The 20,669-nt window shown below is 63.9% G+C and carries 23 protein-coding genes; 17 read left to right on the forward strand and 6 right to left on the reverse strand.

Translation table 11 applies throughout. The features are described from left to right. Nucleotides 1-29: 29 nt before the first annotated feature. The 10 genes from KSS90_RS01215 (at nt 30) to KSS90_RS01260 (ending at nt 8,173) form a co-directional block, all read left to right on the forward strand. Entirely contained in the window at nt 30-830 is an 801-nt protein-coding gene (locus KSS90_RS01215) for an energy transducer TonB (RefSeq protein ID WP_217867920.1), read from the forward strand. 30 nt (nt 831-860) lie between these two features. Then, nucleotides 861-1,583 (forward strand): MotA/TolQ/ExbB proton channel family protein, encoded by a 723-nt coding sequence (locus tag KSS90_RS01220; RefSeq protein ID WP_217867921.1) that lies wholly within the window; start codon nt 861-863, stop codon nt 1,581-1,583. Nucleotide 1,584: 1 nt separating this feature from the next. After that, the gene (locus tag KSS90_RS01225) at nt 1,585-1,986 is read left to right on the forward strand and encodes an ExbD/TolR family protein (RefSeq protein WP_028688526.1); all 402 of its coding nucleotides are present in this window, start codon (nt 1,585-1,587) and stop codon (nt 1,984-1,986) included. Nucleotides 1,987-2,176: 190 nt separating this feature from the next. Then, nucleotides 2,177-2,758 carry an alpha/beta hydrolase gene (locus KSS90_RS01230; protein WP_217867922.1) on the forward strand — a complete coding sequence of 194 codons (582 nt, stop codon included), beginning with the start codon at nt 2,177-2,179 and terminating at the stop codon, nt 2,756-2,758. Between the two features lie 64 nt (nt 2,759-2,822). Beyond that, nucleotides 2,823-3,770, forward strand: coding sequence for a sigma 54-interacting transcriptional regulator (locus tag KSS90_RS01235; protein ID WP_217867923.1), 948 nt, complete (start codon nt 2,823-2,825; stop codon nt 3,768-3,770). A 180-nt stretch (nt 3,771-3,950) separates the two neighbouring features. Continuing rightward, nucleotides 3,951-4,736 (forward strand): MetQ/NlpA family ABC transporter substrate-binding protein, encoded by a 786-nt coding sequence (locus KSS90_RS01240; RefSeq protein ID WP_217867924.1) that lies wholly within the window; start codon nt 3,951-3,953, stop codon nt 4,734-4,736. Between the two features lie 480 nt (nt 4,737-5,216). Next, nucleotides 5,217-5,882: an amino acid ABC transporter permease gene (locus KSS90_RS01245; protein WP_217867925.1), complete on the forward strand. Its 666-nt coding sequence runs from the start codon at nt 5,217-5,219 to the stop codon at nt 5,880-5,882. Beyond that, the gene (locus tag KSS90_RS01250) at nt 5,863-6,522 is read left to right on the forward strand and encodes an amino acid ABC transporter permease (RefSeq protein ID WP_217867926.1); all 660 of its coding nucleotides are present in this window, start codon (nt 5,863-5,865) and stop codon (nt 6,520-6,522) included. The genes KSS90_RS01245 and KSS90_RS01250 overlap by 20 nt, the downstream gene beginning before the upstream one ends. Further along, nucleotides 6,519-7,304 carry an amino acid ABC transporter ATP-binding protein gene (locus KSS90_RS01255; protein WP_217867927.1) on the forward strand — a complete coding sequence of 262 codons (786 nt, stop codon included), beginning with the start codon at nt 6,519-6,521 and terminating at the stop codon, nt 7,302-7,304. The genes KSS90_RS01250 and KSS90_RS01255 overlap by 4 nt, the downstream gene beginning before the upstream one ends. Then, a complete protein-coding gene (locus tag KSS90_RS01260; RefSeq protein WP_110697209.1) occupies nt 7,301-8,173 on the forward strand; it encodes a transporter substrate-binding domain-containing protein in 873 nt (290 codons plus the stop codon). Before KSS90_RS01255 ends, KSS90_RS01260 begins: the two co-directional genes overlap by 4 nt. A gap of 119 nt (nt 8,174-8,292) precedes the next feature. Here the strand turns inward: KSS90_RS01260 and KSS90_RS01265 are convergent, their stop codons facing one another. After that, on the reverse strand, nt 8,293-9,111 hold the full coding sequence (locus KSS90_RS01265; protein WP_217867928.1) for an alpha/beta fold hydrolase: 819 nt from the start codon (nt 9,109-9,111) through the stop codon (nt 8,293-8,295). Nucleotides 9,112-9,158: 47 nt separating this feature from the next. Continuing rightward, the gene (locus KSS90_RS01270) at nt 9,159-11,522 is read right to left on the reverse strand and encodes a penicillin acylase family protein (protein WP_217867929.1); all 2,364 of its coding nucleotides are present in this window, start codon (nt 11,520-11,522) and stop codon (nt 9,159-9,161) included. Between the two features lie 88 nt (nt 11,523-11,610). Between KSS90_RS01270 and KSS90_RS01275 the strand changes: the two genes are divergently transcribed. After that, a complete protein-coding gene (locus KSS90_RS01275; RefSeq protein WP_217867930.1) occupies nt 11,611-12,177 on the forward strand; it encodes a sugar O-acetyltransferase in 567 nt (188 codons plus the stop codon). Here KSS90_RS01275 and KSS90_RS01280 read toward each other — a convergent pair. Next, on the reverse strand, nt 12,156-12,713 hold the full coding sequence (locus KSS90_RS01280) for a DUF6436 domain-containing protein (RefSeq protein WP_217867931.1): 558 nt from the start codon (nt 12,711-12,713) through the stop codon (nt 12,156-12,158). The genes KSS90_RS01275 and KSS90_RS01280 overlap by 22 nt on opposite strands. 125 nt (nt 12,714-12,838) lie before the next feature. Between KSS90_RS01280 and bipL the strand changes: the two genes are divergently transcribed. Continuing rightward, nucleotides 12,839-13,765 carry a phospholipase BipL gene (gene bipL, locus KSS90_RS01285; RefSeq protein WP_217867932.1) on the forward strand — a complete coding sequence of 309 codons (927 nt, stop codon included), beginning with the start codon at nt 12,839-12,841 and terminating at the stop codon, nt 13,763-13,765. Nucleotide 13,766: 1 nt separating this feature from the next. Here the strand turns inward: bipL and KSS90_RS01290 are convergent, their stop codons facing one another. Beyond that, nucleotides 13,767-14,519: a DUF2059 domain-containing protein gene (locus KSS90_RS01290; RefSeq protein ID WP_217867933.1), complete on the reverse strand. Its 753-nt coding sequence runs from the start codon at nt 14,517-14,519 to the stop codon at nt 13,767-13,769. Between the two features lie 121 nt (nt 14,520-14,640). Here KSS90_RS01290 and KSS90_RS01295 point away from each other — a divergent pair, with 121 nt between their 5' ends. Both KSS90_RS01295 and KSS90_RS01300 read left to right on the forward strand, forming a co-directional pair. Then, the gene (locus KSS90_RS01295) at nt 14,641-15,264 is read left to right on the forward strand and encodes a 2OG-Fe(II) oxygenase (RefSeq protein ID WP_217867934.1); all 624 of its coding nucleotides are present in this window, start codon (nt 14,641-14,643) and stop codon (nt 15,262-15,264) included. After that, nucleotides 15,251-15,748: a 2-thiouracil desulfurase family protein gene (locus tag KSS90_RS01300; protein WP_217867935.1), complete on the forward strand. Its 498-nt coding sequence runs from the start codon at nt 15,251-15,253 to the stop codon at nt 15,746-15,748. Before KSS90_RS01295 ends, KSS90_RS01300 begins: the two co-directional genes overlap by 14 nt. Nucleotides 15,749-15,816: 68 nt before the next feature. Here KSS90_RS01300 and KSS90_RS01305 read toward each other — a convergent pair whose 3' ends face one another. Continuing rightward, complete coding sequence (locus KSS90_RS01305) at nt 15,817-16,299, reverse strand: transporter substrate-binding domain-containing protein (protein ID WP_217867936.1); 483 nt, start codon at nt 16,297-16,299, stop codon at nt 15,817-15,819. 227 nt (nt 16,300-16,526) lie between these two features. On the opposite strand from KSS90_RS01305, the gene KSS90_RS01310 reads away from it, so the two are divergent. Continuing rightward, nucleotides 16,527-17,003 carry a DUF4399 domain-containing protein gene (locus KSS90_RS01310; protein ID WP_217867937.1) on the forward strand — a complete coding sequence of 159 codons (477 nt, stop codon included), beginning with the start codon at nt 16,527-16,529 and terminating at the stop codon, nt 17,001-17,003. Nucleotides 17,004-17,078: 75 nt separating this feature from the next. On the opposite strand, the gene serA is transcribed toward KSS90_RS01310, so the two are convergent. Then, nucleotides 17,079-18,308, reverse strand: a complete 1,230-nt coding sequence (gene serA / locus KSS90_RS01315) for a phosphoglycerate dehydrogenase (protein WP_023629826.1) — start codon at nt 18,306-18,308, stop codon at nt 17,079-17,081. 170 nt (nt 18,309-18,478) lie between these two features. Between serA and KSS90_RS01320 the strand changes: the two genes are divergently transcribed. Beyond that, the gene (locus KSS90_RS01320; protein WP_217867938.1) at nt 18,479-19,876 is read left to right on the forward strand and encodes a D-2-hydroxyglutarate dehydrogenase; all 1,398 of its coding nucleotides are present in this window, start codon (nt 18,479-18,481) and stop codon (nt 19,874-19,876) included. Nucleotides 19,877-19,900: 24 nt separating this feature from the next. Continuing rightward, nucleotides 19,901-20,566 carry a fumarylacetoacetate hydrolase family protein gene (locus KSS90_RS01325; protein WP_217867939.1) on the forward strand — a complete coding sequence of 222 codons (666 nt, stop codon included), beginning with the start codon at nt 19,901-19,903 and terminating at the stop codon, nt 20,564-20,566. Nucleotides 20,567-20,669: the final 103 nt, after the last annotated feature.

Raw genomic sequence — 20,669 nt, forward strand, 5'->3', positions numbered from 1 at the left:
CTGAATCAACACCCCAGGAGTTTCTAGCAATGGGTAATGTCCAGACGGCCGTCAGGGCCTTTGAGCAGCCATGGCACCCGGCAGCGGGCGACCTGGTCGAGCTCGGACGCACGCTGCGCCTGCCGCTTGGCCAGTTACGCCTGCAACGCACGCCGCTGAGCGGCCTCAAACGACGCGACAAGCTGGCGTTGGTGCTGCTGGTGCTGGCCCTGCACGGTGCCGTCGCCTACTGGATCAACCAGGCACCGACCCCGGCGTTGCCCAACGTGCCGCCACAGATTCCGCCCATGACCATCGAGTTCGCCGCGCCCGCGCCGCCAGTCGTCGAGCCGCCGCCGCCAGCCCCGGCAGCGCCTGTGCTCGAACCGCCACCGCCGGTGCTCGACGAGTTGGCTGCCAAGCCAAAGCCCAAGCCGAAAGTCGTGCCCAAACCTGTGGCCAAGCCACAGCCAAAACCGCAGCCGAAACCGGTCGAAGCGCCGCCACCCACGCCTACGCCCGTGGCCGCGCCGGCTCCGCCTGCGCCTGCGCCACCCGCCCCGGCCCCGGTGACGCCAGCCTCGGCCAACGCGGCGTACCTCAAGAACCCGGCGCCGGAATATCCGCAGATGGCCCAGCGCCGTGGCTGGGAGGGCACCGTGCTGCTGCGCGTCGAGGTGCTGCCCAGTGGCAAGCCAGGGCAGATCCAGATCCAGAAAAGCAGTGGTCGTGACGCCCTGGACGCTGCCGCGCTAGCCGCGGTGAAACGCTGGAGCTTCGTCCCGGCCAAGCAGGGCGAGGTGGCCCAGGTGGGTTGGGTCAGCGTACCGATCGATTTCAAGCTTCGTTAACTTGCGAGCGCACACAGGAAGGACTTCATCATGAGCTTGTTGGCATCTCCCCTCGAATCCGTTGAAGGCGCGGTCATCTGGCTGCTGGTCGGCTTCTCCGTCGCCACCTGGGCGCTGGCCCTGGTCAAGGTCGTGCAGTTCGTACGCCTGAAGCAGCAGGACAAACGCTTCCATCAACAGTTCTGGGCCGCGTCCAGCCTCGACTCCGCCGCCGAGCCGGCCCACGATCTGCCAGGCCCGGCTGCCCGTGTTGCTCAGGCGGGATTTGCGGCGATTGCGGTCGGCGAGCCTGGCCAGGCCAGTGACCTCAGCCAGGCCATCAACCACCAGGACCGCCTGGAGCGCGCCTTGCGCCAGCAGATCGTCCGCGAGCGTCGGTCGCTGGAAACCGGCCTGGCGGTGGTGGCCAGCATCGGCAGCACCTCGCCCTTCATCGGCCTGTTCGGCACGGTGTGGGGCATCATGGAGGCGCTCAAGGGCATCAGCGCGGCGGGCTCGGCGAGCCTGGAGACCGTGGCCGGGCCGATCGGCGCGGCGCTGGTCGCCACCGGCGTGGGCATCGCTGTCGCGGTGCCGGCGGTGCTGGTCTACAACTACTTCCTCCGTCGCCTGAAGCTGACTGCGGCAGACCTCGACGACTTCGCCCACGACTTCTACAGCCTGGCGCAGAAGAGTGCCTTCCGCGTGCTGGTGCATCCGGCGGTGCAGCGCCAGCACGCCGGCTTCACCCAACCGGTGAAGGAGGCGTCCTGACATGGCCTTCTCGACCCAGGACAGCGATGAAGTGTTGAGTGAAATCAACGTCACGCCGTTGGTGGACGTCATGCTGGTGCTGTTGGTGGTGTTCATCGTCACCGCGCCGTTGTTGACCAACGCCATCCCGATCAACCTGCCCAAGACCGAGGCCGTGGCCCCGGTGGAGCAGAAGGATCCGCTGGTGGTGAGCATCGATGGCAGTGGCAAGCTGTTCATCAACAAGGACGAGATCCAGCCCGACCTGCTGGAGACCAATCTCAAGGCTGCCAAGGACAAGGACGCCGAGCTGCGTGTGCAGCTGCAGGCCGACGATGGTGTGAACTACGGCGAGGTCGCCCGGGCAATGGCGGCGATCGAGCGTGCCGGGATCAGCAAGCTGGCGGTGATCACCGCGCGCTGACCGGCGATACCTTCTTCAGGCAAGTGCTTAGGGGCCATTTTCCTTGGCAGGGGATGGCCCTTTTTTTATGCGCAGCCAAGCTTCTTTCATATGAGATTTTGGTTATTAATAAATAGCTTCTTATTCCTTTACGAATATAACTCCCTCCCTATACTTGCACCCAAGCACGCAAACTTCCGGAGGCGTCCCCATGCGCAATGAGTCGATTCGTTACCTGATTGTGCCGGGCTGGCAAGGATCGCCAGACAACCATTGGCAAAGTCACTGGCAGCGCAGCCTGCCCAACAGCGCCCGGGTCGAGCAGCATGACTGGCTGACCCCGCAGAGGCGCGACTGGGTCCAGGCGCTGGAGCAGGCGATTGCCGCCGAGCGTTCGCCGGTGATTCTCATCGCCCACAGCCTGGGCTGCATCACGGTCGCCCATTGGGCCGCCCAGGCCAGCCCGGAGCTGCTGCAAAGAGTGCGCGGTGCGTTGCTGGTGGCGCCGGCGGATGTCGAGCGGCCAACCTGCGCGCCGGCGCTGCGCAACTTTGCGCCGATTCCCCTGCAGGCCCTGCCATTCCCCAGCCAGGTGGTCAGCTCCGACAACGATCCGGCGGTGAGCGTACCGCGTGCGTTGTACCTGGCGCAGGCCTGGGGGGCCGAAGCCGGGCTGCTGGCCGACGCCGGGCATATCAACGTCAAGTCCGGGCATGAGCGTTGGGAGCAGGGCTTCGCCTATCTCTACCGGCTGCAGGCCCGTGTCGACCAGCGCGCCCTGCGTCGCGCCTGATCCACAGGTTTTCATCGAGCGAGCTGAATCCCTCGACCGCGTGCGGCCGGGGCGGGAGTATTCCATGACATTTCACACCCCTTTCGGTCAGCCACTGCTGACCTTCCCCGAACTGGACAAGAGCCCACTGAGCATCCGTGCCAAGGCGCTGGTATTCGTCGATCCGCGTTCCCAGGCGTTGCGTCAGGCGCTAGAGCGGCTGGCACCACAACCGTTGCCGGTGCTGATCCGTGGCGAGACCGGCACCGGCAAGGAGCTGCTGGCCCGGCAGATTCATCGCGCCAGCGACCGGGGCGGGCTGTTCGTCTCGGTCAACTGCGCGGCCATCAGCCCGACCTATGCCGATGCCGAGCTGTTCGGCTACAGCGCCGGCAGCCAGGGCGGTACCGCCAGCAGCCGTGCCGGCTGGTTCGGTTCGGCCAACGGCGGCACGCTTTATCTGGACGAGATTGCCGACCTGCCCCTGGCAATCCAGGGCAAGCTGCTGACGGCCTTGGAGAACCGCGAGGTAACCCGGGTCGGTGCCACTCAGCCGCAGGCCGTCGATGTGCGGCTGGTGGCCGCTTCCAGCATCGACCTGGCCCAGGCCGTGCGCGCCGGGCGCTTCAACGAACGGCTTTACCATTACCTGCACGAGGGTGAACTCGAGCTGCCGGCATTGCGTGATCGGGTCGGCGATATCCTGCCACTTGCCGAATACTTCGTCGGCATCTACAGCGTACGCTTGGATCGGCCACTGCCCCTGATCAGTGAGGCGGCCCAGCAGGCGCTGGAGGCCCATGCCTGGCCGGGCAATACCCGTGAGCTGGAGAACGTCATCCACTTCGCTCTGCTGGTCAGCGACGGTGAGGAGATCCTTCCCGCGCATCTCGATCTGCCGGATACCGCACCGTTGGCTAGCCTGGCTCGCCAGCTAGCGCAACTGGGCGCCAGCCGAGAGCCGGAAACCCTGGCCGATCTGCGCGGGCTGCTGGGCGCAGCCCTGGCGCAATTGGGCGAATCCGCGCCGTAGAGCAGCGCGTAGCCTTTCATAAGCAAAGGCCATGATGGCGATTTGTTTTTGGAATAAGAAGCTAATCAAAAGATATTGTTACGGAATAAAAAATCTCGGTATTGTCCACTCACGCCCACCCGAACGGATGGGCACCCGACTCGCCATCTGCGATGGCCCAGCTTCAGAACAAGGATCACCATGAAAAAGACCCTGCTGACCACCGCCCTGGCCGCCGCCCTGTCGTTTGCTGGCCTGGCCAATGCCGCCGAGAAACTGGTGGTCGCCGCCACGCCCGTGCCGCATGCCGAAATCCTCGAACTGATCAAGCCGACCCTGGCCAAGGAAGGCGTAGACCTGCAGATCAAGGTCTTCACCGACTACGTGCAGCCCAACGTGCAAGTCGACCAGAAGCGCCTGGACGCCAACTACTTCCAGACCCTGCCGTACCTGAAGAGCTTCAACGAAGGCAAGGGTACTCACCTGGAAACCGTGATCGGTGTGCATGTCGAGCCGTTCGGTGGCTACTCGAAGAAGGTCAAGAGCCTGGCCGAGCTGAAGGACGGCGCCACCGTGGCGATCCCCAACGAGGGCAGCAACAGCGGTCGCGCCTTGCTGCTGCTGCAGAAGGCTGGCCTGATCACCCTGAAGGATCCGAAGAACGCCCTGGCCACGCCGAAAGACATCGCCGAGAACCCGAAGAAGCTCAAGTTCAAGGAGCTTGAGTCGGCCATGCTGCCGCGCGTGCTGGATCAGGTCGACCTGGACATGATCAACACCAACTACGCCCTTGAAGCCGGCCTGAACCCGGCCAAGGATGCCCTGGTGATCGAAGGCAGCGATTCGCCTTACGTGAACTTCCTGGTCGCCCGCCCGGACAACAAGGACAGCGTGGCCATCCAGAAGCTGGCCAAGGCGCTGACCAGCCCGGAAGTGAAGGCGTTCATCGAGAAGAAGTACAGCGGCGCGGTATTGCCGGCGTTCTGATACGCGAAACGCTACGAAAAACGCCGACGCATTTTGCGTCGGCGTTTTTGTTTGCGCTGGCTTGAAGAAGGGTAGGTCTGTATTGCCTATCGCGGGCAAGCCTCAGCGCTGATTGGCCAATGCCCGGCGTAGCGCCAGGAGCCACAGCAGTTGTTCGTTCGAAGCAGGCAAGCAGGGGCTGTTCATCGTTGTCGTCCTTGTTAAATGTGATGGGCCGTGCAAGTCACAGTTTGAAACCCTTTGAGGGGGATTTACCCGGAAAGATCCGTGAGTGAATGAAGGAATTTTCAGAGGAATTCAGGGCGGTGATATAGATATGCGATAAAGGTATTTATAAAAATATTTTTATGCATTTAGAGTCTATAAATCGTGCCTACCGGCACAGCGCCACCACCGGTTAAACGACGCCGAGCGACCCTCGTGCCGACCCTGGACTCTTCCTATGCCGTACCTTCGTGACCCCGCGTCGAGGCCACTTCCATGAGCTTCGACACTGCCTTCATGCTTAGCACACTGCCGGCCTTCTTCAAGGCCGTGGGTGTGACCCTGCAAGTCGGGTTGATCGCCATCGTCACCTCGCTGCTGGTGGCATTGCTCAACGCGACGATCCTGGTGTTTCGCACGCCCTTCGTGTGGCGCCTGGTCAGGGGCTATGTGGAGCTGGCGCGTAACACGCCGTTGCTGATCCAGCTGTTCTTCGTCTACTTCGCTTTGCCGAGCCTGGGTGTGAAGGTGTCCGGTTTCAGCGCCGCCATCATCACCATGACGTTCATGGGCGGGGCCTATCTCACCGAGGTACTGCGCGCCGGTGTCGAGGCCGTGCCACGCGCGCAGCTTGAGTCCGGGCGCTCCATCGGTCTTTCCGAGGGGCAGTTGCTACGCCATGTGATCCTGCCCCAGGCCGGCATCCTCAGCCTGCCGGCGTTGTTCGCCAATTTCGTCTTCCTGCTCAAGGAAACCACAGTGGTGTCGGCGGTGGCGGTGCCGGAGATCCTCTACACCACCAAGAACTACATCGCCCTGTACTACAAGACCTACGAAATGCTCGCCGTGCTGACCCTGCTCTGCGTGCTGATCTTCCTGCCGCTGTCGCTGCTGCTGCGCTACCTGGAACGGAGGCTGCAACATGGCCAGTTCGGGCATTGAGTTGTTACAGGTGTCGTTGCCGCAACTGGCTGCCGGCGCTGGGCAGACCCTGGCCATCTCGGCTCTGGGCATCCTGTTCGCCACCTTGGGCGGCGTGCTCTATGGCGTGCTGGCGACCCTCGGCAAACGCTGGCTGAACCTTTTGCTGCAGGTGTACCTGGAGCTGTTCCGGGCGATTCCGGTGCTGGTCTGGCTGTACCTGGTGTTCTTCGGGCTGCCGATCTTCTTCGGCCTGAGCATCCCCAGCTTCTGGTGCGCAGTGCTGGTGCTGGGCTTGTGGGGCGCCAGCGAAGTGGGCGAGGTGGTGCGTGGTGCCTTGCAGTCGTTGCCGCGTGGCCAGCGCGAGGCGGGGCTGTCGATCGGCCTGAGTGGCTGGCAGCTGTACGGCTATGTGCTGATGCCCCAGGCACTCAAGCGCATGACGCCGCCGACCATCAATATCTACACGCGGATCATCAAGACCAGCTCGCTGGCGGTACTGATCGGCGTGGTCGAAGTGATCAAGGCAGGCCAGCAGATCATCGAGCGCACTTACGAGTCGGTGCTGATCTACGGCGCGCTGTTCCTGTTCTTCTTTCTTGTCTGCTACCCACTGTCGGTTGCATCCGACGTGCTGGAGCGGCGTTGGGCCCACGCATGAACCCATTGATCGAATTCCAAGGCTTCAACAAGTTTTTCGGCGAGCATCAGGTGCTCAAGGATGTCGACCTCGCGGTGCAGGCCGGCGAAGTGGTGGTGATCCTCGGCCCCAGCGGCTGCGGCAAGAGTACCTTGCTGCGTTGCCTCAATGGCCTGGAGGATGCCCAGGGCGGCAGCTTGCGCCTCGACGGCCAGGAGCTGCTCGGTCCCGACACCGACTGGCGCCAGGTGCGCCAGCGGGTCGGCATGGTGTTCCAGAGCTACCACCTGTTCGGCCACATGAGCGTGATCGACAACCTGCTGCTGGGGCCGCTGAAGGTGCAGAAGCGCGAACGCCACGAGGCCCAGGCCCAGGCCGAGGCTCTGCTGGCCCGGGTAGGGCTGCTGGACAAGCGTGACGCGTTCCCGCGCCAGCTCTCCGGTGGCCAGCAGCAACGCATCGCCATTGTCCGGTCGTTATGCATGAACCCACAGGTGATGCTCTTCGATGAAGTCACCGCCGCCCTCGACCCTGAGATGGTCAAGGAAGTGCTGCAGGTGATCCAGGGCCTGGCCCGCGAAGGCATGACCCTGCTCATCGTCACCCACGAAATGGCCTTCGCTCGCGCGGTGGCCGACCGCATCGTGTTCATGGAGGCCGGCAGGATCCTTGAACAGAACCACCCTGAGCGCTTCTTCACTCAACCGCAGACCGCACGCGCGCAGCAGTTCCTGGAGAAATTCTCGTTCGTCGAAAGCCTGCCCAAGACACTGTCTAAGCCACTGCACAAGGAACTGTCATGAAGACTGCCCCGTTCGCCAAACTGCTCGCGCCATTGCTGGGCCTGGCCCTGCTGGCCGGCTGCAACAAATCCGAAGACCCGGCCAAGCCCGCCGCCGCCTCGCCGGCCAGCAGCTACCTGGAAACCATCAAGGCCCGCGACAAGCTGATCGTCGGCGTGTTCACCGACAAGCCACCGTTCGGCTTCGTCGATGAAAGCGGTCGCTACGTGGGCTTCGACACCGACATCGGCCGGCGCTTCGCCAAGGACCTGCTGGGCGACGAGAACAAGGTCGAGTTCGTCGCCGTCGAGCCTGCCAGCCGCATCCCGTTCCTGCAGAGCGACAAGGTTGACCTGATCCTGGCCAACATGACCGTCACCCCCGAGCGCAAAGAGGCGGTGGATTTCACCAACCCCAACCTGCGCGTGGCGGTGCAGGCCATCGTCGCCGACGGTAGCCCGGTGCAGAAACTAGACGACCTGGCCGACAAGACCATCATCGTCACGACCGGCACTACCGCCGACATCTGGCTGACCAAGACCCACCCGGACTGGAAACTGCTCAAGTTCGAGAAGAACACCGAGTCGCTGGCCGCGTTGGCCAACGGTCGGGGTGATGCCTATGCCCAGGACAACCTCATCCTGTTCAGCTGGGCCAAGCAGAACCCGGGCTACCGCGTGCTGCCACAGCTGTTGGGTGACGAAGCACCGATCGCCCCGGCGGTGAAGAAGGGCAATACCGAGTTGCGCGATTGGGTGAACGCCGAACTGGCCAAGCTCGGCGAGGAGAAGTTCCTGCTCAAGCTGTACGACCAGTACGTGCGCAAGGAACTGAGCGATGACACCAAGCCTGAGAGCGTGATCGTCGAGGGCGGCAACTGGCAGGGCTGATCGCCTGAACGGGGCCGCTGTGCGGCCCATCGCCGGCAAGCCGGCTCCCACAGGAATCTTCATAGCCCATGTGGGAGCCGGCTTGCCGGCGATGGGCTGCAAGGCAGCCCCTTTCGGTCTCAGCAATTACGCGGTAACCAGTTCAGCAGGAAATCATTCACCACCTGCGGATTCTCCAGGCTGGAGATATGCCCGGCGAATGGAATCTGTGCCGCCAGGCATCCAATCAGCTGCGCCATCTCGGCTGACTCCGCCGGTGGCCTTGGGATGTCCTGGTCGCCACAGAGCACGATGGTCCGCTCTCCCGGCAGCTCACCGAGTCGCGCCAGCAGGTCTGGCCGGCCGAAGATCACCCGGCCCATGGGGTCGAGGCTTTCGCGGATGGTCTTGGCAGTGCTCGCCTTCAGCCCGGCGCGGAACTGCTCGCGCACGTCAGGCACGGTTTCCCCACCGGCATGGAAGAAGATCGGCACCACGACGTCCAGCAACGGGTCGATGAAGGCTCCCGCTTTGCTTGCCGCATCCAGCAAACCGAAATACTTCAGCCGCGTCGCCTCGGGCTCGGCGCCCAGGTAGGTGTCCATCAGCACCAGGCGGTCGACGCGTTCAGGGTGGTCGATGGCCAACTGCGCGCCCCACATGCCGCCCACCGACAGCCCGACCAGGTGGCACTTCTGGATATCCAGGGCATCGAGCAACGCCAGATGCTGGCGAGCCAGGGCGGCCATGTCGACGGTACTGGCGGGCGGGGCGGCGGAATCGCCGTGGCCCCACAGCTCAGGCACGATGACCCGGAAGTGCCGTGACAGGGCGTCGATCTGCGGTTGCCACATGGCGGACGACCACAGGTAGCTGTGGCCCAGCAGCACTGGGAAGCCCTGGCCCTGGTCGACATAGCTCATGCGTGCTCCGTCGATCTCGATGAAGTGTTTCTGCATTGCGTGACCTCATGGATTGCGAGAGGGCCGCTGTGCGGCCCCGGTTTCTATCTGGGCACCAGCCGCAGCGTGCTTTGCGCCGGAATCACCCCCATCCGCGCCTTGTGATAGCGCCCCTCGATGTAGTCCTCGGCCTGGTCGCCATAGTGCCGGTCGAACGGCACGCCACTCTGCCCGACCGGGTTGATGGTCAGCGCGGCGCCGGCGTCGGCGAAGTCGATCAGGCGGCGGGTGGAGGGCCCGTAGGTGACCGGCCAGGGCGCCGGGCCGATCTTCGCCGACAGGTTGTTCGGCACCTCATGGGTCCCGGGCGCGGCGTAGGGCCCGACATTGAACAACAGGTTCAGCGGCTTCTTCACGCCCAGCGGATGGTTGTGGGTGAGGGTATGGGCCTTGCCCCACTGCCAGCTGGCCGGATCCTTGCCGAAGGTCTCGCGCAGGTGCTTGAGGCTGCGCTGCCAGGCCAGGCGCACTATGGCGTTGCGATCGGTGTGTTCGTTGCTACCGCGCAGATTCCACCACGGCGATTGAGGGTCGCCAGCCAAGCGAGGCAGCGCGGCGTCGATGGCACGGGTACTGATCAGCACCGGGAACCAGGTGTCGCCCAGTTCGTCGTGCAGGGCGGCGAACGCCAGCTCGTAGAGAAACTGGTTGAACAGCGTGGCGCTGGTGGAGTCCAGCGGGTAGTCGCCGCGCCAGGCTGCCAGTTGCTCGACCAGTTCCTTTTCTTCGTCGCCCTGGGCGACGTTGCGCAAGGTGCCGAGCAGCGGTGCCAGGGTACGCGGACCATAGTCGGTGCTGGTTTCCAGTTGCAGGGCCTGGCTGTTCTGGGTGTCCCACTTGATGTCCGGGTCGCGTAACAGGCGATCGAGCTGGCGCCCTCGGTCGGCCAGGTTGTAGTACCCGGGCACGGGCAGTGCGCCCGGTGGCTGGTAATTGGCCGAGACGATGTAGCCGCTGGCCGGGTTCTCCTGCTGTGGATTGACACTGAACGGGTAGAACCCCGGCTTGGCGGCCTGGCCGCTGCCGCCGTCGAGGATGAACGCCGGGTTGACGCCATCCGGGCGAATTGGCAGGCGCGCCGCCGCCCACCAGCCGATGTCGCCACGGGCATTGGCCCATACCAGGTTCAACCCTGGCGCCTGGATCTTGCTTGCCGCCTCGCGCATCTTGTCCAGGGTGTCGGCGCGGTTGATCTGGTAGAAACCCTCGAGTATCGGGTTCTCGGTTTCCAGGAAGGCCCACCACATGGCTATGGGCGTCGGGCCGGCGGTGTCGCCGAGCACGCTGTTGACGATCGGACCGTGGGGTGAGCGGCGCAAGGTGATGCTGGCGGGTTTGGCGTCCTTGACCGCGATCTGCTGCTCGGTCTTTTCCAGCGCCTGCCAGCGGCCATCGACCATCACCTGCTCGGGGTTCTGCGGATTGGTCCGCTCCGCGATCAGGTCGACGTCGTCGTTCTGGAACATGGTCAGGCTCCAACCGAAGTCGCGGTTGTGGCCGAGCAGGGCGAACGGGTTGAGCGCCTGGAAGTAGCCATACAGGTTGAAGCCTGGCGCCGACAACTCGGCTTCGTACCAGATCGCCGGCACCGCGAAGCTGATGTGCGGGTCACCCGCCAGCAGTGGCCGGCCGCTGCGGGTATGGCTGCCGGCCACGGCCCAGGCGTTGCTGCCCTCGAACTGCGGAACACCCGCATCGCCCAGGGCCTCGTGGCTGAGTCGCGCCAACTGCTCCAGGCTGCGCCAGTCGGCGGCGGCCAGCGGCGTGGCCACGGCGCCGTCGGGCTGCCAGTCGAGGTCGAAGATCTTCAGGTACTCGGGGCCGAGCTGGTCGCGAATGTAGGTCAGCGCCGGGTCGGTGCGGAACGCGGCGGCGAAGCTGTAGGCGAGGTAGCCGGCAATGCTCAGGGTGTCCTCGGCGGTGAAGGGGCGCGGCGTGATGCCGAGCAGGTCGAACTCCATCGGCTTGGGGTGGCTGGCCTGCCACTGGTTGATGCCGTCCAGGTAGGCCTGCAGCGCCTGCCAGGCCGGTGACTGGCGGTCCTGGCGCTGCACCATCAAGGCCGCCTGGTCGCGAATGCGCAGGCTGCGGAACAGGGTGTCGGTAGGCAGCAACTTCTCGCCCAGCACCTCGGCCAGCTCGCCGCGAGCCAGGCGGCGCATGATCTCCATCTGGAACAGACGGTCCTGTGCTTGCACATAGCCCAGGGCGCGGTACAGGTCCTGTTCGTTCTGCGCCTGCAGGTGCGGCACGCCACGGGCATCGAAGCGCACGCTGACCGGCGCCTGCAAGCCGTTGATGGCCATCTCTCCATCGCGCTGGGGCTGCTTGCCCTGCACATACCAGTAACCGCCGCCTGCGGCGGCCAAGGCGATCACCACCGCCAGCAAGGTCAGGCTGCGCTTCATCGAGACTCCTTGTGCACTCGAGCGAAAGAATGTGGTCCGATCATCGGCGGATTCGCGAACTGAGCATAGCCCCCTGAAAGGAGTTTCCATGTCCCTCAGCGAAAAACAGAAAATGCTGGCAGGCCAGCTCTACCATGCCGGCTGCCCCGAGCTGCAAGCCGAGCAGGCGGCCAACCGGCAGTGGATGCATCGCTACAACGGCAGCGTCGAGCAACCCAACGAGGCGCGCCATGAGTTGTTGAAGGCGCATTTCGCCAGCGTGGGCGAAGGCGTGGTGATCCGGCCGCCGTTCCACTGCGACTATGGCTACAACATCAGCGTGGGCGCCAACACCTTCATGAACTTCAACTGCGTGATCCTCGACGTGCTGCCGGTGCGCATCGGCGCCGACTGCCAGATCGCCCCGGCGGTGCAGATCTACACCGCCGACCACCCGCTGGACTCGGCGCTGCGCCGCAGCGGCCTGGAAAGCGGGCGCCCGGTAATCATTGGCGACAACGTCTGGATCGGCGGCGGGGCGATCATCCTGCCGGGGGTGACCATCGGTGATAACGCCGTGGTCGGCGCCGGCAGTGTGGTGACCCGGGATGTGCCGGCGGGAGCGGTGGTGGTGGGTAATCCGGCGCGGGTGCGTCAATCGATCCAGGGGCAATAGCAGCCGACCGCCAGGGTATTCGAGGCCTGCACCCGACGCCCTTGTGCCAGCGCCTTGAGGATTGGCTCGATGAAACTGTTGCTCGAGTTGCATACCGCGCCTTCGCTGTAGGGGCCGAAGTAGGCGAGGTTGCCGTCGTGGTCCCAGATCGCCACGGCGGGGCTGGCGGGCAGGTGCTCGCTGCCGGGCAGGCTGGTCAGGGGCTTCAGTGTTCCCAGGTTGGCCGGCAGTTGGCCGTGGCTGCCAGGCTTTTGCACGACATGGAAGCTGACCCCGAGCGGTGCGAAGTGCTCGACCAGCTCGCCCAGGTGCTGCTGGTTGCCGACGTTGCACGGGCAGGCCGGATCCCAGAAATGCACCACGCGGATCGGCCCCGGGCCGGCCAGTTCGGGTGGAAGACGCAGTTGGCTGCCATCGAAAAAGGTGGCCTGGTTGTCGAACGGGCGTAGATAGCGGGATTGGAAGCTGTCGTAGGCCCACCACAGGGCGGTGGCGCAGAGTAGCAGTGCAAGGAGTGTGAGAAGTCGCTTCGCCATGGGGGCCTTGCGCGATGCTCGTGGGAGCGGGCTCGCATTGTTCGTCGTAGGAGGGCCAAGCTTGCCATGACGCGGCCCAGAGCTGAATATCGCAGATCAATACTTGCTTCACTCTGGATGTACCGATGCCCGCCAGTTTCCACCCCGACCTGCTGCGCGCCAGCCTGTCGCCCCTTGCCGATCGCCACCTGCTGTCCACCCAGGGCCAGGCCTACCAGGGCTTCTACGGCCTGGGCCTGTCCGCGCACAGTTGGCTGGGCGGCTTCCAAGTGGCGGGTTTCGACCTGGTCGGCCAGGTCTGGCTGCCCGAGCGGCCACAGGCGACGTTGTTCCTGCTGCATGGCTACTACGATCACATGGGCTTGTACCGCCACGTGATCGAATGGGCCCTGGGGCGCGGCTACGCCGTGATCGGCTGCGACCTGCCAGGGCATGGCCTGTCCAGTGGCGAGCGGGCCAGCATCGATGATTTCGGCATCTACCAGCAGGTGCTTCAGGCGCTGTTCGAACAGGCCCGGCTGCTCGACCTGCCAAGACCCTGGCATCTCTGCGGCCAAAGCACCGGTGGGGCTATCGTGGTCGACCATCTGTTGCACCAGGGCGAAAGCAGCCCTGTTGACGGAGAGACAATCCTGTTGGCCCCCCTGGTGCGCCCGCGGGCCTGGGGCTGGTCGAAGTTGAGTTACCGGGTGCTGCGCCACTTCGTCAACGGCATCGAGCGGCGCTTCAGCGAGAACACCAACGACCCGGCTTTCCTGCCTTTTCTCGAAGCCGACCCGCTGCAGCCACGGCGCCTGCCGACCGCCTGGGTCGGTGCGCTGATGGAGTGGGTCCGGCGCATCGAAGCCGCGCCCCGGAGCACGCGGCGGCCGCTGATCGTGCAGGGCGAGGCGGACGGCACGGTGGATTGGCCGTACAACCTCAAGGTGCTCAAGGCCAAGTTCGCCGAGCCGCAGATCCTCATGCTGCCCGAGGCGCGGCATCACCTGGCCAACGAGCTGCCCGGCATCCGCCAGCGCTACTTCGAGTTCATCGGCCAGCGCCTGGGCTGACTCACTTCAGGTTGGCGGCGTTCTGGCCCACGGCCAGGGCGGCGCGAACCGCGGCCACCGCGGCTTTGTAGTAGGCCTGGCCGTCCGTCGATTCGGCGAAGGTGGCGAACTGTTCGAGCTCGGCGTCCGACAGGTCGCGATATACGTACAGCAGCGTGTTGTTCAAGTCCTCGCCCACCTGGTTCATCAAACGCTGGCGTTGGCCATCGAGCAGGCTCTGGGCCTGGCCGCCGCCGAACAGGCCGGGCAGCATCGAACTCAGACTGTCAGCTGCAACGCCGGCGATCGCCAGGCTGACCTCGGCGCCAGCTTCGCGAGCGGGCAGGGCCTGGGCCAGGTGGCCGACGATCAGCACCCGGTTGTCGCTGGCCTGGATCTTCGGCAGGCCCTTGGCATGCTTGGCCAGTTGGTCCTTGCGCGTGGCGAGCAGTTCGGCGGCCACCACCTTGCGCCCCAGCGGCGACTGGAAGAAGGCCAGGGCCGGCGAGGGGTTGGGCAGGTTGGCGCGCAGTTGCGCCTGGGCCCGTTGGTCCATGGCCTGGGCCTGGAACCGTTGGTTGCTGTTATTGACCAGCGCCTGGTAAACCGCAGGCGGCAGGCTGTTGCGGTAGCGCTGTTGGGCGGCGCTCACGGCATCGTTGAAATGGGCGCGCTGGTCGGGCCAGCCAGCGACCTTGTACAGCTGATCGAGGGTGTCTGCCCAGACAGGCATGGTGCAGATCATCAGCAGAAGCAGGGAAAACAGACGGCGCATTCAGGACTCCTGTCGGCAGGCCGCCATTGTCCTTGGCGTGGCGGGGCTTTGTCGAGTCGCCAGCGGCGCTTCCTGACCAAGCGGCGCTGTGCGAGCGATGGCCGAATGGCTATGATGCGCCATGCACATTCCTTCCGAACATCCGCTGCTGTCGACGATCGTCGATGACCTGGCCACCCGTGGCTGGTCGCAGCAATCTCTTTTCCTGCCCGACGAGCTGTCGCGCGCGCTGGCGGCCGAATGCCGTCGTCGTTACGCCGAGGGTGAGCTCAACCCCGCCGGCATTGGTCGTGGCGCCGCGCAGGAGATCCGCGAGGCGATCCGTGGCGACCAGATCCAGTGGATCGACCCTGGTGAGTCGGAGGTCTGCGACCGCTACCTGGGGGCGATGGACGATCTGCGCCAGGCCATCAATCAGGGGTTGTTCATGGGGCTGGAGGACTTCGAGTGCCATTTCGCCCTGTACCCTCCGGGCGCCTTCTACAAGCGCCATCTTGACCGTTTCCGCGACGACGACCGGCGCATGGTGTCGGCCGTGCTGTACCTCAATGAGGGCTGGCAGCCGCAGGATGGTGGCCAATTGCGCATGTTCCTGAAGGGTGATGTCGAACACGACGTGGCGCCGTTGGCGGGCAGCCTGGTGGTGTTCCTGTCGGGCGAAGTTCCGCACGAAGTGCTGCCGGCAGGGCGTGAACGCCTGTCGTTGACCGGTTGGTTCCGGCGCCGTGGCAATGAGCCGTTCTGAGCTGCCGAAGGTACTGGTCAGCGCCTGCCTGCTGGGCCAGCCGGTGCGCTACGACGGACGTGCCAGTGGCCATCCCGATGTATTGCAGCGTTGGCAGGCCGAAGGCAGGGTGGTGCCACTGTGCCCGGAAGTAGCCGGTGGCTTGCCGACACCACGACCGCCTGCGGAGATACCCGGTGGGCAGGGTGGGGCGGTGCTGGATGGGCAGGCACAGGTGCTGACGGTGACCGGCGACGATGTCAGCGACGCCTTTCTCGCCGGGGCCCGCCTGGCGCTGGAACTGGTGCGTCGGCATGGCATCCGTGTGGCGGTGCTCAAGTCGGGCAGCCCCTCGTGTGGCAATCTGCAGACCTATGACGGCAGTTTCAGCGGTGTGAAGGTGGCGGGTGAGGGCGTGACCACGGCCTTGTTGCGGCGCGAAGGGTTGCTCGTGTTCAGCGAGCTGGAGCTGGAAGACGCGCAGCGAGCGTTGAGCCAGATCTGATCGCGGGGCAAGCCCGCTGCCACGCAATGCTGAGCATGACGGCAGCGGGCTTGCCCCGCGATGCGGTGTTACTGTCCGGCGCTCGCCTGCTTGGTACCCTTGAGCCATTTGCTTTCCAGGTCAGCCAGGCGGCCATCGTCCTTGATCCGTTGCAGGGCATTGTTCACAGCCGTCTCGAAGGCTGGATTGTCCTTCAGGTACGGAATCACCAGTTTCTGGCTGGCCAGGGCCCGAATGGTGTCGAGTTGGTCGCTCGGTTCGACGTATTGCTTGTTGAAGGCCATGTCGAACTTGCCGCTCTCCACCCCAGGCAGCACCTCTTCGGCTGCGGTCTCGACGAACTCGGCCCGCACATCCAGCTCCTTTGCCAGGGCCTGGCCCAACTCGATTTCGAAACCGGTCAGGTGTTCGTCTTCCTTGAACGCATAAGGTGGTGAATCGCCCAGCACGGCAATACGCAGTTCGCCACGGTCGTTGATTTCGTCGATCAGTTCGGCCTGGGCCAGTGGGCTGAACAATACCGCCAACAGAATGCCAATGGTCAAACGCATGAGTGCCCCTTTCTTGTTCGGCAGGTGAATGTCATTCGCCGAGGCTTTCTTTTCTGCCGCGGTCGAACGCAGCCTATGACCGTGTAGCTGCGTTAATGTTTACGCCGGCCTGAAATATTTCTGCCCCTGTTTTTGAACCTCTGCCGGGCTGGTTGGACTATGGTGAAGTACCGCTGTGCTTCGTTTAAGTGATAGCGGTCAATTGAAGTGAATCACAGGAGAAGTGAATGAAAAGCCTATTTTCGCGTGCTGCCGTCGCCGGTCTGCTGATGGGGGCGTCGGTGTTCGCCAGTGCCGCGGATGCGCTGAAGAGCCAGCAGCCACCGGAAGGCGCCAAGGTCTTCATCGTTTCCCCCGCCGACGGGGCCACGGTCGACAAGACCTTCACCGTCAAGTTCGGTATCGAGGGTATGGGCCTCAAGCCCGCGGGTGACCAGACCCCGCACACCGGGCATCACCATCTGTTGGTTGATGTGGACAAGGCGCCGGTCGCCGACATGCCGTTGCCGACCAGCCTGATGCCGGAGAACAACGCCCCCCTGCCGGCCGGCCCGCAAGTGCTGCACTTCGGCAAGGCGCAGACCGAGGCGACCATCACCCTGACGCCGGGCAAGCACACCCTGCAGCTGGTGCTGGGCGACAAGTACCACGTGCCGTTCAAACCGAGCGTCGAATCGCAGAAGATCACCGTCAACGTCAAATGACGCTTGCTCTTTGAGACGCGCAACAACGAAAAAGGGAGGCCACCAGGGCCTCCCTTCTTCATGCAGCCGGCAAACTTAGAACAGTACGCGCGAGCGAATAGTGCCCTTCACATGCTGCAGTTTCTCCTGGGCCAGATCGGAGTACTCGGCATCGACGTCGATGACCACGTAACCCACTTTCTCATCGGTCTGCAGGAACTGACCGGAGATGTTGATACCGTTCTCGGCGAACACTTTGTTGATTTCGCTGAGCACGCCCGGGATGTTTTCGTGGATGTGCAGCAGGCGGTGCTTGCCCGGGTGCGCCGGCAGGGCGACTTCCGGGAAGTTGACCGACGACACCGAGGTACCGTTGTCGCTGTACTTGACCAGCTTCTCGGCCACTTCCAGGCCGATGTTGGCCTGGGCTTCGGCGGTGGAACCACCGATGTGCGGGGTCAGGATCACGTTGTCCAGGCCACGCAGCGGGCTTTCGAACTCTTCGTCGTTGGAGCGCGGCTCTACCGGGAACACGTCGATGGCGGCGCCGATCAGGTGCTTGTCCTTGATCGCGGCGGCCAGGTGATCCAGCTCGACCACGGTGCCACGGGCGGCGTTGATCAGGATGGCGCCCTTCTTCATCGCGCGGATTTCCTTCTCGCCGATCATCCACTGGGTGGATGGCAGCTCAGGCACGTGCAGCGAGACGATGTCGGCCAGGCCCAGCAGTTCGTTCAGGCTGGTCACCTGGGTGGCGTTGCCCAGCGGCAGCTTGGTCAGCGGGTCGTAGAAGTAGACCTGCATGCCCAGGCCCTCGGCCAGCACCGACAGCTGGGTGCCGATCGAGCCGTAGCCGACGATGCCCAGTTTCTTGCCGCGGATCTCGAAGGAGTTGGCCGCGCTCTTGATCCAGCCACCGCGGTGGCAGGAGGCGTTCTTCTCGGGGATGCCGCGCAGCAACAGGATGGCTTCGGCCAGCACCAGCTCGGCTACCGAACGGGTGTTGGAGTACGGTGCGTTGAACACCGCGATGCCGCGGTTGCGCGCTGCGCTCAGGTCGACCTGGTTGGTGCCGATGCAGAAACAGCCGACCGCGACCAGTTTCTTCGCACAGTCGAAGACCTCTTCGGTCAGCTGGGTGCGCGAGCGGATGCCGATGAAGTGGGCATCGGCGATCTTTTCCTTCAGCTCTGCATCCGGCAGCGAGCCAGTGAGGTACTCGATGTTGCTGTACCCGGCAGCCTTGAGGATATCCACCGCATTCTGGTGGACGCCTTCAAGAAGAAGGAACCTGATCTTGCTCTTGTCGAGAGAAGTCTTGCTCATCTGCGTAAACCTGTATCCCGGAGAAAAATGGCGAGGGGGGTGAAGCGGCGCGGCGTCGGCCTTAGCACGAACAGCGGGAGGGCTATGCTAGCATACGCGACACAATCTGAGCCCATCCCGACAGGTGAAGCGTGCTCAGGGTGACTATGAATAAGGCGAGAGTTCCAGCGATGACCCAGTCCGTGGTAATTGATGAACTGATGACCCTGGTCGACCCTGGCAAGGTCCTCACCGACCCAGCCTCGCTCGACGCCTACGGCAAGGACTGGACCAAGCACTACCCGCCTGCGCCCAGCGCGATCGTCTTCCCCAAAACCATCGATCAAGTCCAGGCCATCGTGCGCTGGGCCAACCGGCACAAGGTCGCCTTGGTGCCATCGGGCGGGCGTACGGGATTGTCGGGCGCTGCCGTGGCCGCCCATGGCGAGGTGGTGGTCGCCTTCGACTACATGAACCAGATCCTGGCCTTCAATGAGTTCGATCGAACCGTCGTGTGCCAGCCGGGCGTGGTAACCCGCCAGCTTCAGCAGTTCGCCGAGGATCAGGGGCTGTACTATCCGGTGGACTTCGCCTCTTCAGGCTCCAGCCAGATCGGCGGCAATATCGGCACCAATGCCGGCGGGATCAAGGTGATTCGCTACGGCATGACCCGCAACTGGGTGGCCGGGCTGAAGGTGGTCACCGGCAAGGGCGAGCTGCTCGAGCTGAACAAGGACCTGATCAAGAACGCCACCGGCTACGACCTGCGCCAACTGTTCATCGGCGCCGAAGGTACCCTGGGGTTTGTGGTGGAGGCGACCATGCGCCTGGACCGTGCGCCGCGCAACCTCACGGCGATGGTGCTGGGCACGCCTGACTTCGACGCGATCATGCCAGTGCTGCACGCCTTCCAGGGCAAGCTCGACCTCACCGCATTCGAGTTCTTTTCCGACAAGGGCCTGGCCAAGATCCTCGCCCGGGGCGACGTGCCCGCACCATTCGCAACCGACTGCCCGTTCTATGCCCTGCTGGAGTTCGAAGCCAGCACCGACGAGGTGGCCAACGAGGCGCTCGCCACCTTCGAGCACTGCGTCGAGCAGGGCTGGGTGCTGGACGGAGTGATGAGCCAGAGCGACACCCAGCTGAAGAACCTGTGGAAGCTGCGCGAGTACCTGTCCGAGACCATCTCCCACTGGACGCCGTACAAGAACGATATCTCTGTCACTGTCTCGAAAGTGCCGGCGTTCCTGCGCGACATCGACGCCATCGTCGGTGAGCATTATCCCGACTACGAGGTGGTCTGGTACGGCCATATCGGCGACGGCAACCTGCACCTGAACATCCTCAAGCCCGACCATATGAGCAAGGATGACTTCTTCGCCTCCTGCGCCAAGGTCAACAAGTGGGTGTTCGAGATCGTCGAGCGTTACAACGGCTCGATCTCCGCCGAGCACGGCGTGGGCATGACCAAGCGCGATTACCTGGGCTACAGCCGCTCAGCGGAAGAAATCGCCTGCATGAAGGCGATCAAGGCGGTGTTCGACCCGAACGGCATCATGAATCCGGGTAAGATCTTCGCTCCCGAATAAAAGCAGTGTTCACAGGAGTCGGCCATGAGTTACCAGCACCAGTACGTAGACGGCACGCGCATCCACTTCCCGCTGGGCAAGGTGGTGTGCATCGGCCGCAACTACGCCGAGCATGCCAAGGAACTGGACAACCCCATCCCCAGCGAGCCGCTGCTGTTCATCAAGCCCGGCAGTTGCGTGGTGCCCCTGGAAGGTGGCTTCAAGATTCCGACCGAGCGTGGCTCGGTGCATTACGAGGCGGAAATCGCGGTGTTGCTGGGCAAGCCGTTGTCGACCAAACCGACCGAGGAAGAAGTGCTCGACGCCATTTCCGGCTATGCCCCGGCCTTGGACCTAACCCTGCGCGACCTGCAGAGCAAGCTGAAGGAAAAAGGCCTGCCGTGGGAGCTGTGCAAAAGCTTCGACGGTGCTTGCGTGCTGCCGCCGTTCGTCTCGGCAGGGGCCGTCGAGGATCTGAAAGATATCGGTATTCGCCTGACCATCAACGGCGAAGTGCGCCAGGACGGCAACAGCGCCATGATGCTCAACCCCATCGTGCCGATGATCCAGCATATGGCTGCGTGCTTCTCGTTGCAGGCAGGTGATGTGATCCTCACCGGCACCCCGGCGGGTGTAGGACCGTTCGCGGTCGGCGACGAGTTGGTACTGGAGTTGCCAGGCCTCAGCCGGTTCGAAAGCCAGGTACTCTGACCCGAAGGTTCGCGCCTTTCCTCAAGAATGCAGCCGCGTTTACCGTTTTTTCACACCCTTTGCGGATAATGCGCGAACCTACGCTCACCCTCCAGGACCCTTG

Origin of the sequence: Pseudomonas maumuensis (genome assembly GCF_019139675.1) — a bacterium.
Taxonomy (GTDB): Bacteria; Pseudomonadota; Gammaproteobacteria; order Pseudomonadales; family Pseudomonadaceae; genus Aquipseudomonas; species Aquipseudomonas maumuensis.

Bases quoted from the DNA above. Each gene is read 5' to 3' on its own strand.
- KSS90_RS01215 (WP_217867920.1), top strand. From the start codon at position 30: ATGGGTAATGTCCAGACGGCCGTCAGGGCCTTTGAGCAGCCATGGCAC.
- KSS90_RS01220 (WP_217867921.1), top strand. From the start codon at position 861: ATGAGCTTGTTGGCATCTCCCCTCGAATCCGTTGAAGGCGCGGTCATC.
- KSS90_RS01225 (WP_028688526.1), top strand. From the start codon at position 1,585: ATGGCCTTCTCGACCCAGGACAGCGATGAAGTGTTGAGTGAAATCAAC.
- KSS90_RS01230 (WP_217867922.1), top strand. From the start codon at position 2,177: ATGCGCAATGAGTCGATTCGTTACCTGATTGTGCCGGGCTGGCAAGGA.
- KSS90_RS01235 (WP_217867923.1), top strand. From the start codon at position 2,823: ATGACATTTCACACCCCTTTCGGTCAGCCACTGCTGACCTTCCCCGAA.
- KSS90_RS01240 (WP_217867924.1), top strand. From the start codon at position 3,951: ATGAAAAAGACCCTGCTGACCACCGCCCTGGCCGCCGCCCTGTCGTTT.
- KSS90_RS01245 (WP_217867925.1), top strand. From the start codon at position 5,217: ATGAGCTTCGACACTGCCTTCATGCTTAGCACACTGCCGGCCTTCTTC.
- KSS90_RS01250 (WP_217867926.1), top strand. From the start codon at position 5,863: ATGGCCAGTTCGGGCATTGAGTTGTTACAGGTGTCGTTGCCGCAACTG.
- KSS90_RS01255 (WP_217867927.1), top strand. From the start codon at position 6,519: ATGAACCCATTGATCGAATTCCAAGGCTTCAACAAGTTTTTCGGCGAG.
- KSS90_RS01260 (WP_110697209.1), top strand. From the start codon at position 7,301: ATGAAGACTGCCCCGTTCGCCAAACTGCTCGCGCCATTGCTGGGCCTG.
- KSS90_RS01265 (WP_217867928.1), bottom strand. From the start codon at position 9,111: ATGCAGAAACACTTCATCGAGATCGACGGAGCACGCATGAGCTATGTC.
- KSS90_RS01270 (WP_217867929.1), bottom strand. From the start codon at position 11,522: ATGAAGCGCAGCCTGACCTTGCTGGCGGTGGTGATCGCCTTGGCCGCC.
- KSS90_RS01275 (WP_217867930.1), top strand. From the start codon at position 11,611: ATGTCCCTCAGCGAAAAACAGAAAATGCTGGCAGGCCAGCTCTACCAT.
- KSS90_RS01280 (WP_217867931.1), bottom strand. From the start codon at position 12,713: ATGGCGAAGCGACTTCTCACACTCCTTGCACTGCTACTCTGCGCCACC.
- bipL (WP_217867932.1), top strand. From the start codon at position 12,839: ATGCCCGCCAGTTTCCACCCCGACCTGCTGCGCGCCAGCCTGTCGCCC.
- KSS90_RS01290 (WP_217867933.1), bottom strand. From the start codon at position 14,519: ATGCGCCGTCTGTTTTCCCTGCTTCTGCTGATGATCTGCACCATGCCT.
- KSS90_RS01295 (WP_217867934.1), top strand. From the start codon at position 14,641: ATGCACATTCCTTCCGAACATCCGCTGCTGTCGACGATCGTCGATGAC.
- KSS90_RS01300 (WP_217867935.1), top strand. From the start codon at position 15,251: ATGAGCCGTTCTGAGCTGCCGAAGGTACTGGTCAGCGCCTGCCTGCTG.
- KSS90_RS01305 (WP_217867936.1), bottom strand. From the start codon at position 16,299: ATGCGTTTGACCATTGGCATTCTGTTGGCGGTATTGTTCAGCCCACTG.
- KSS90_RS01310 (WP_217867937.1), top strand. From the start codon at position 16,527: ATGAAAAGCCTATTTTCGCGTGCTGCCGTCGCCGGTCTGCTGATGGGG.
- serA (WP_023629826.1), bottom strand. From the start codon at position 18,308: ATGAGCAAGACTTCTCTCGACAAGAGCAAGATCAGGTTCCTTCTTCTT.
- KSS90_RS01320 (WP_217867938.1), top strand. From the start codon at position 18,479: ATGACCCAGTCCGTGGTAATTGATGAACTGATGACCCTGGTCGACCCT.
- KSS90_RS01325 (WP_217867939.1), top strand. From the start codon at position 19,901: ATGAGTTACCAGCACCAGTACGTAGACGGCACGCGCATCCACTTCCCG.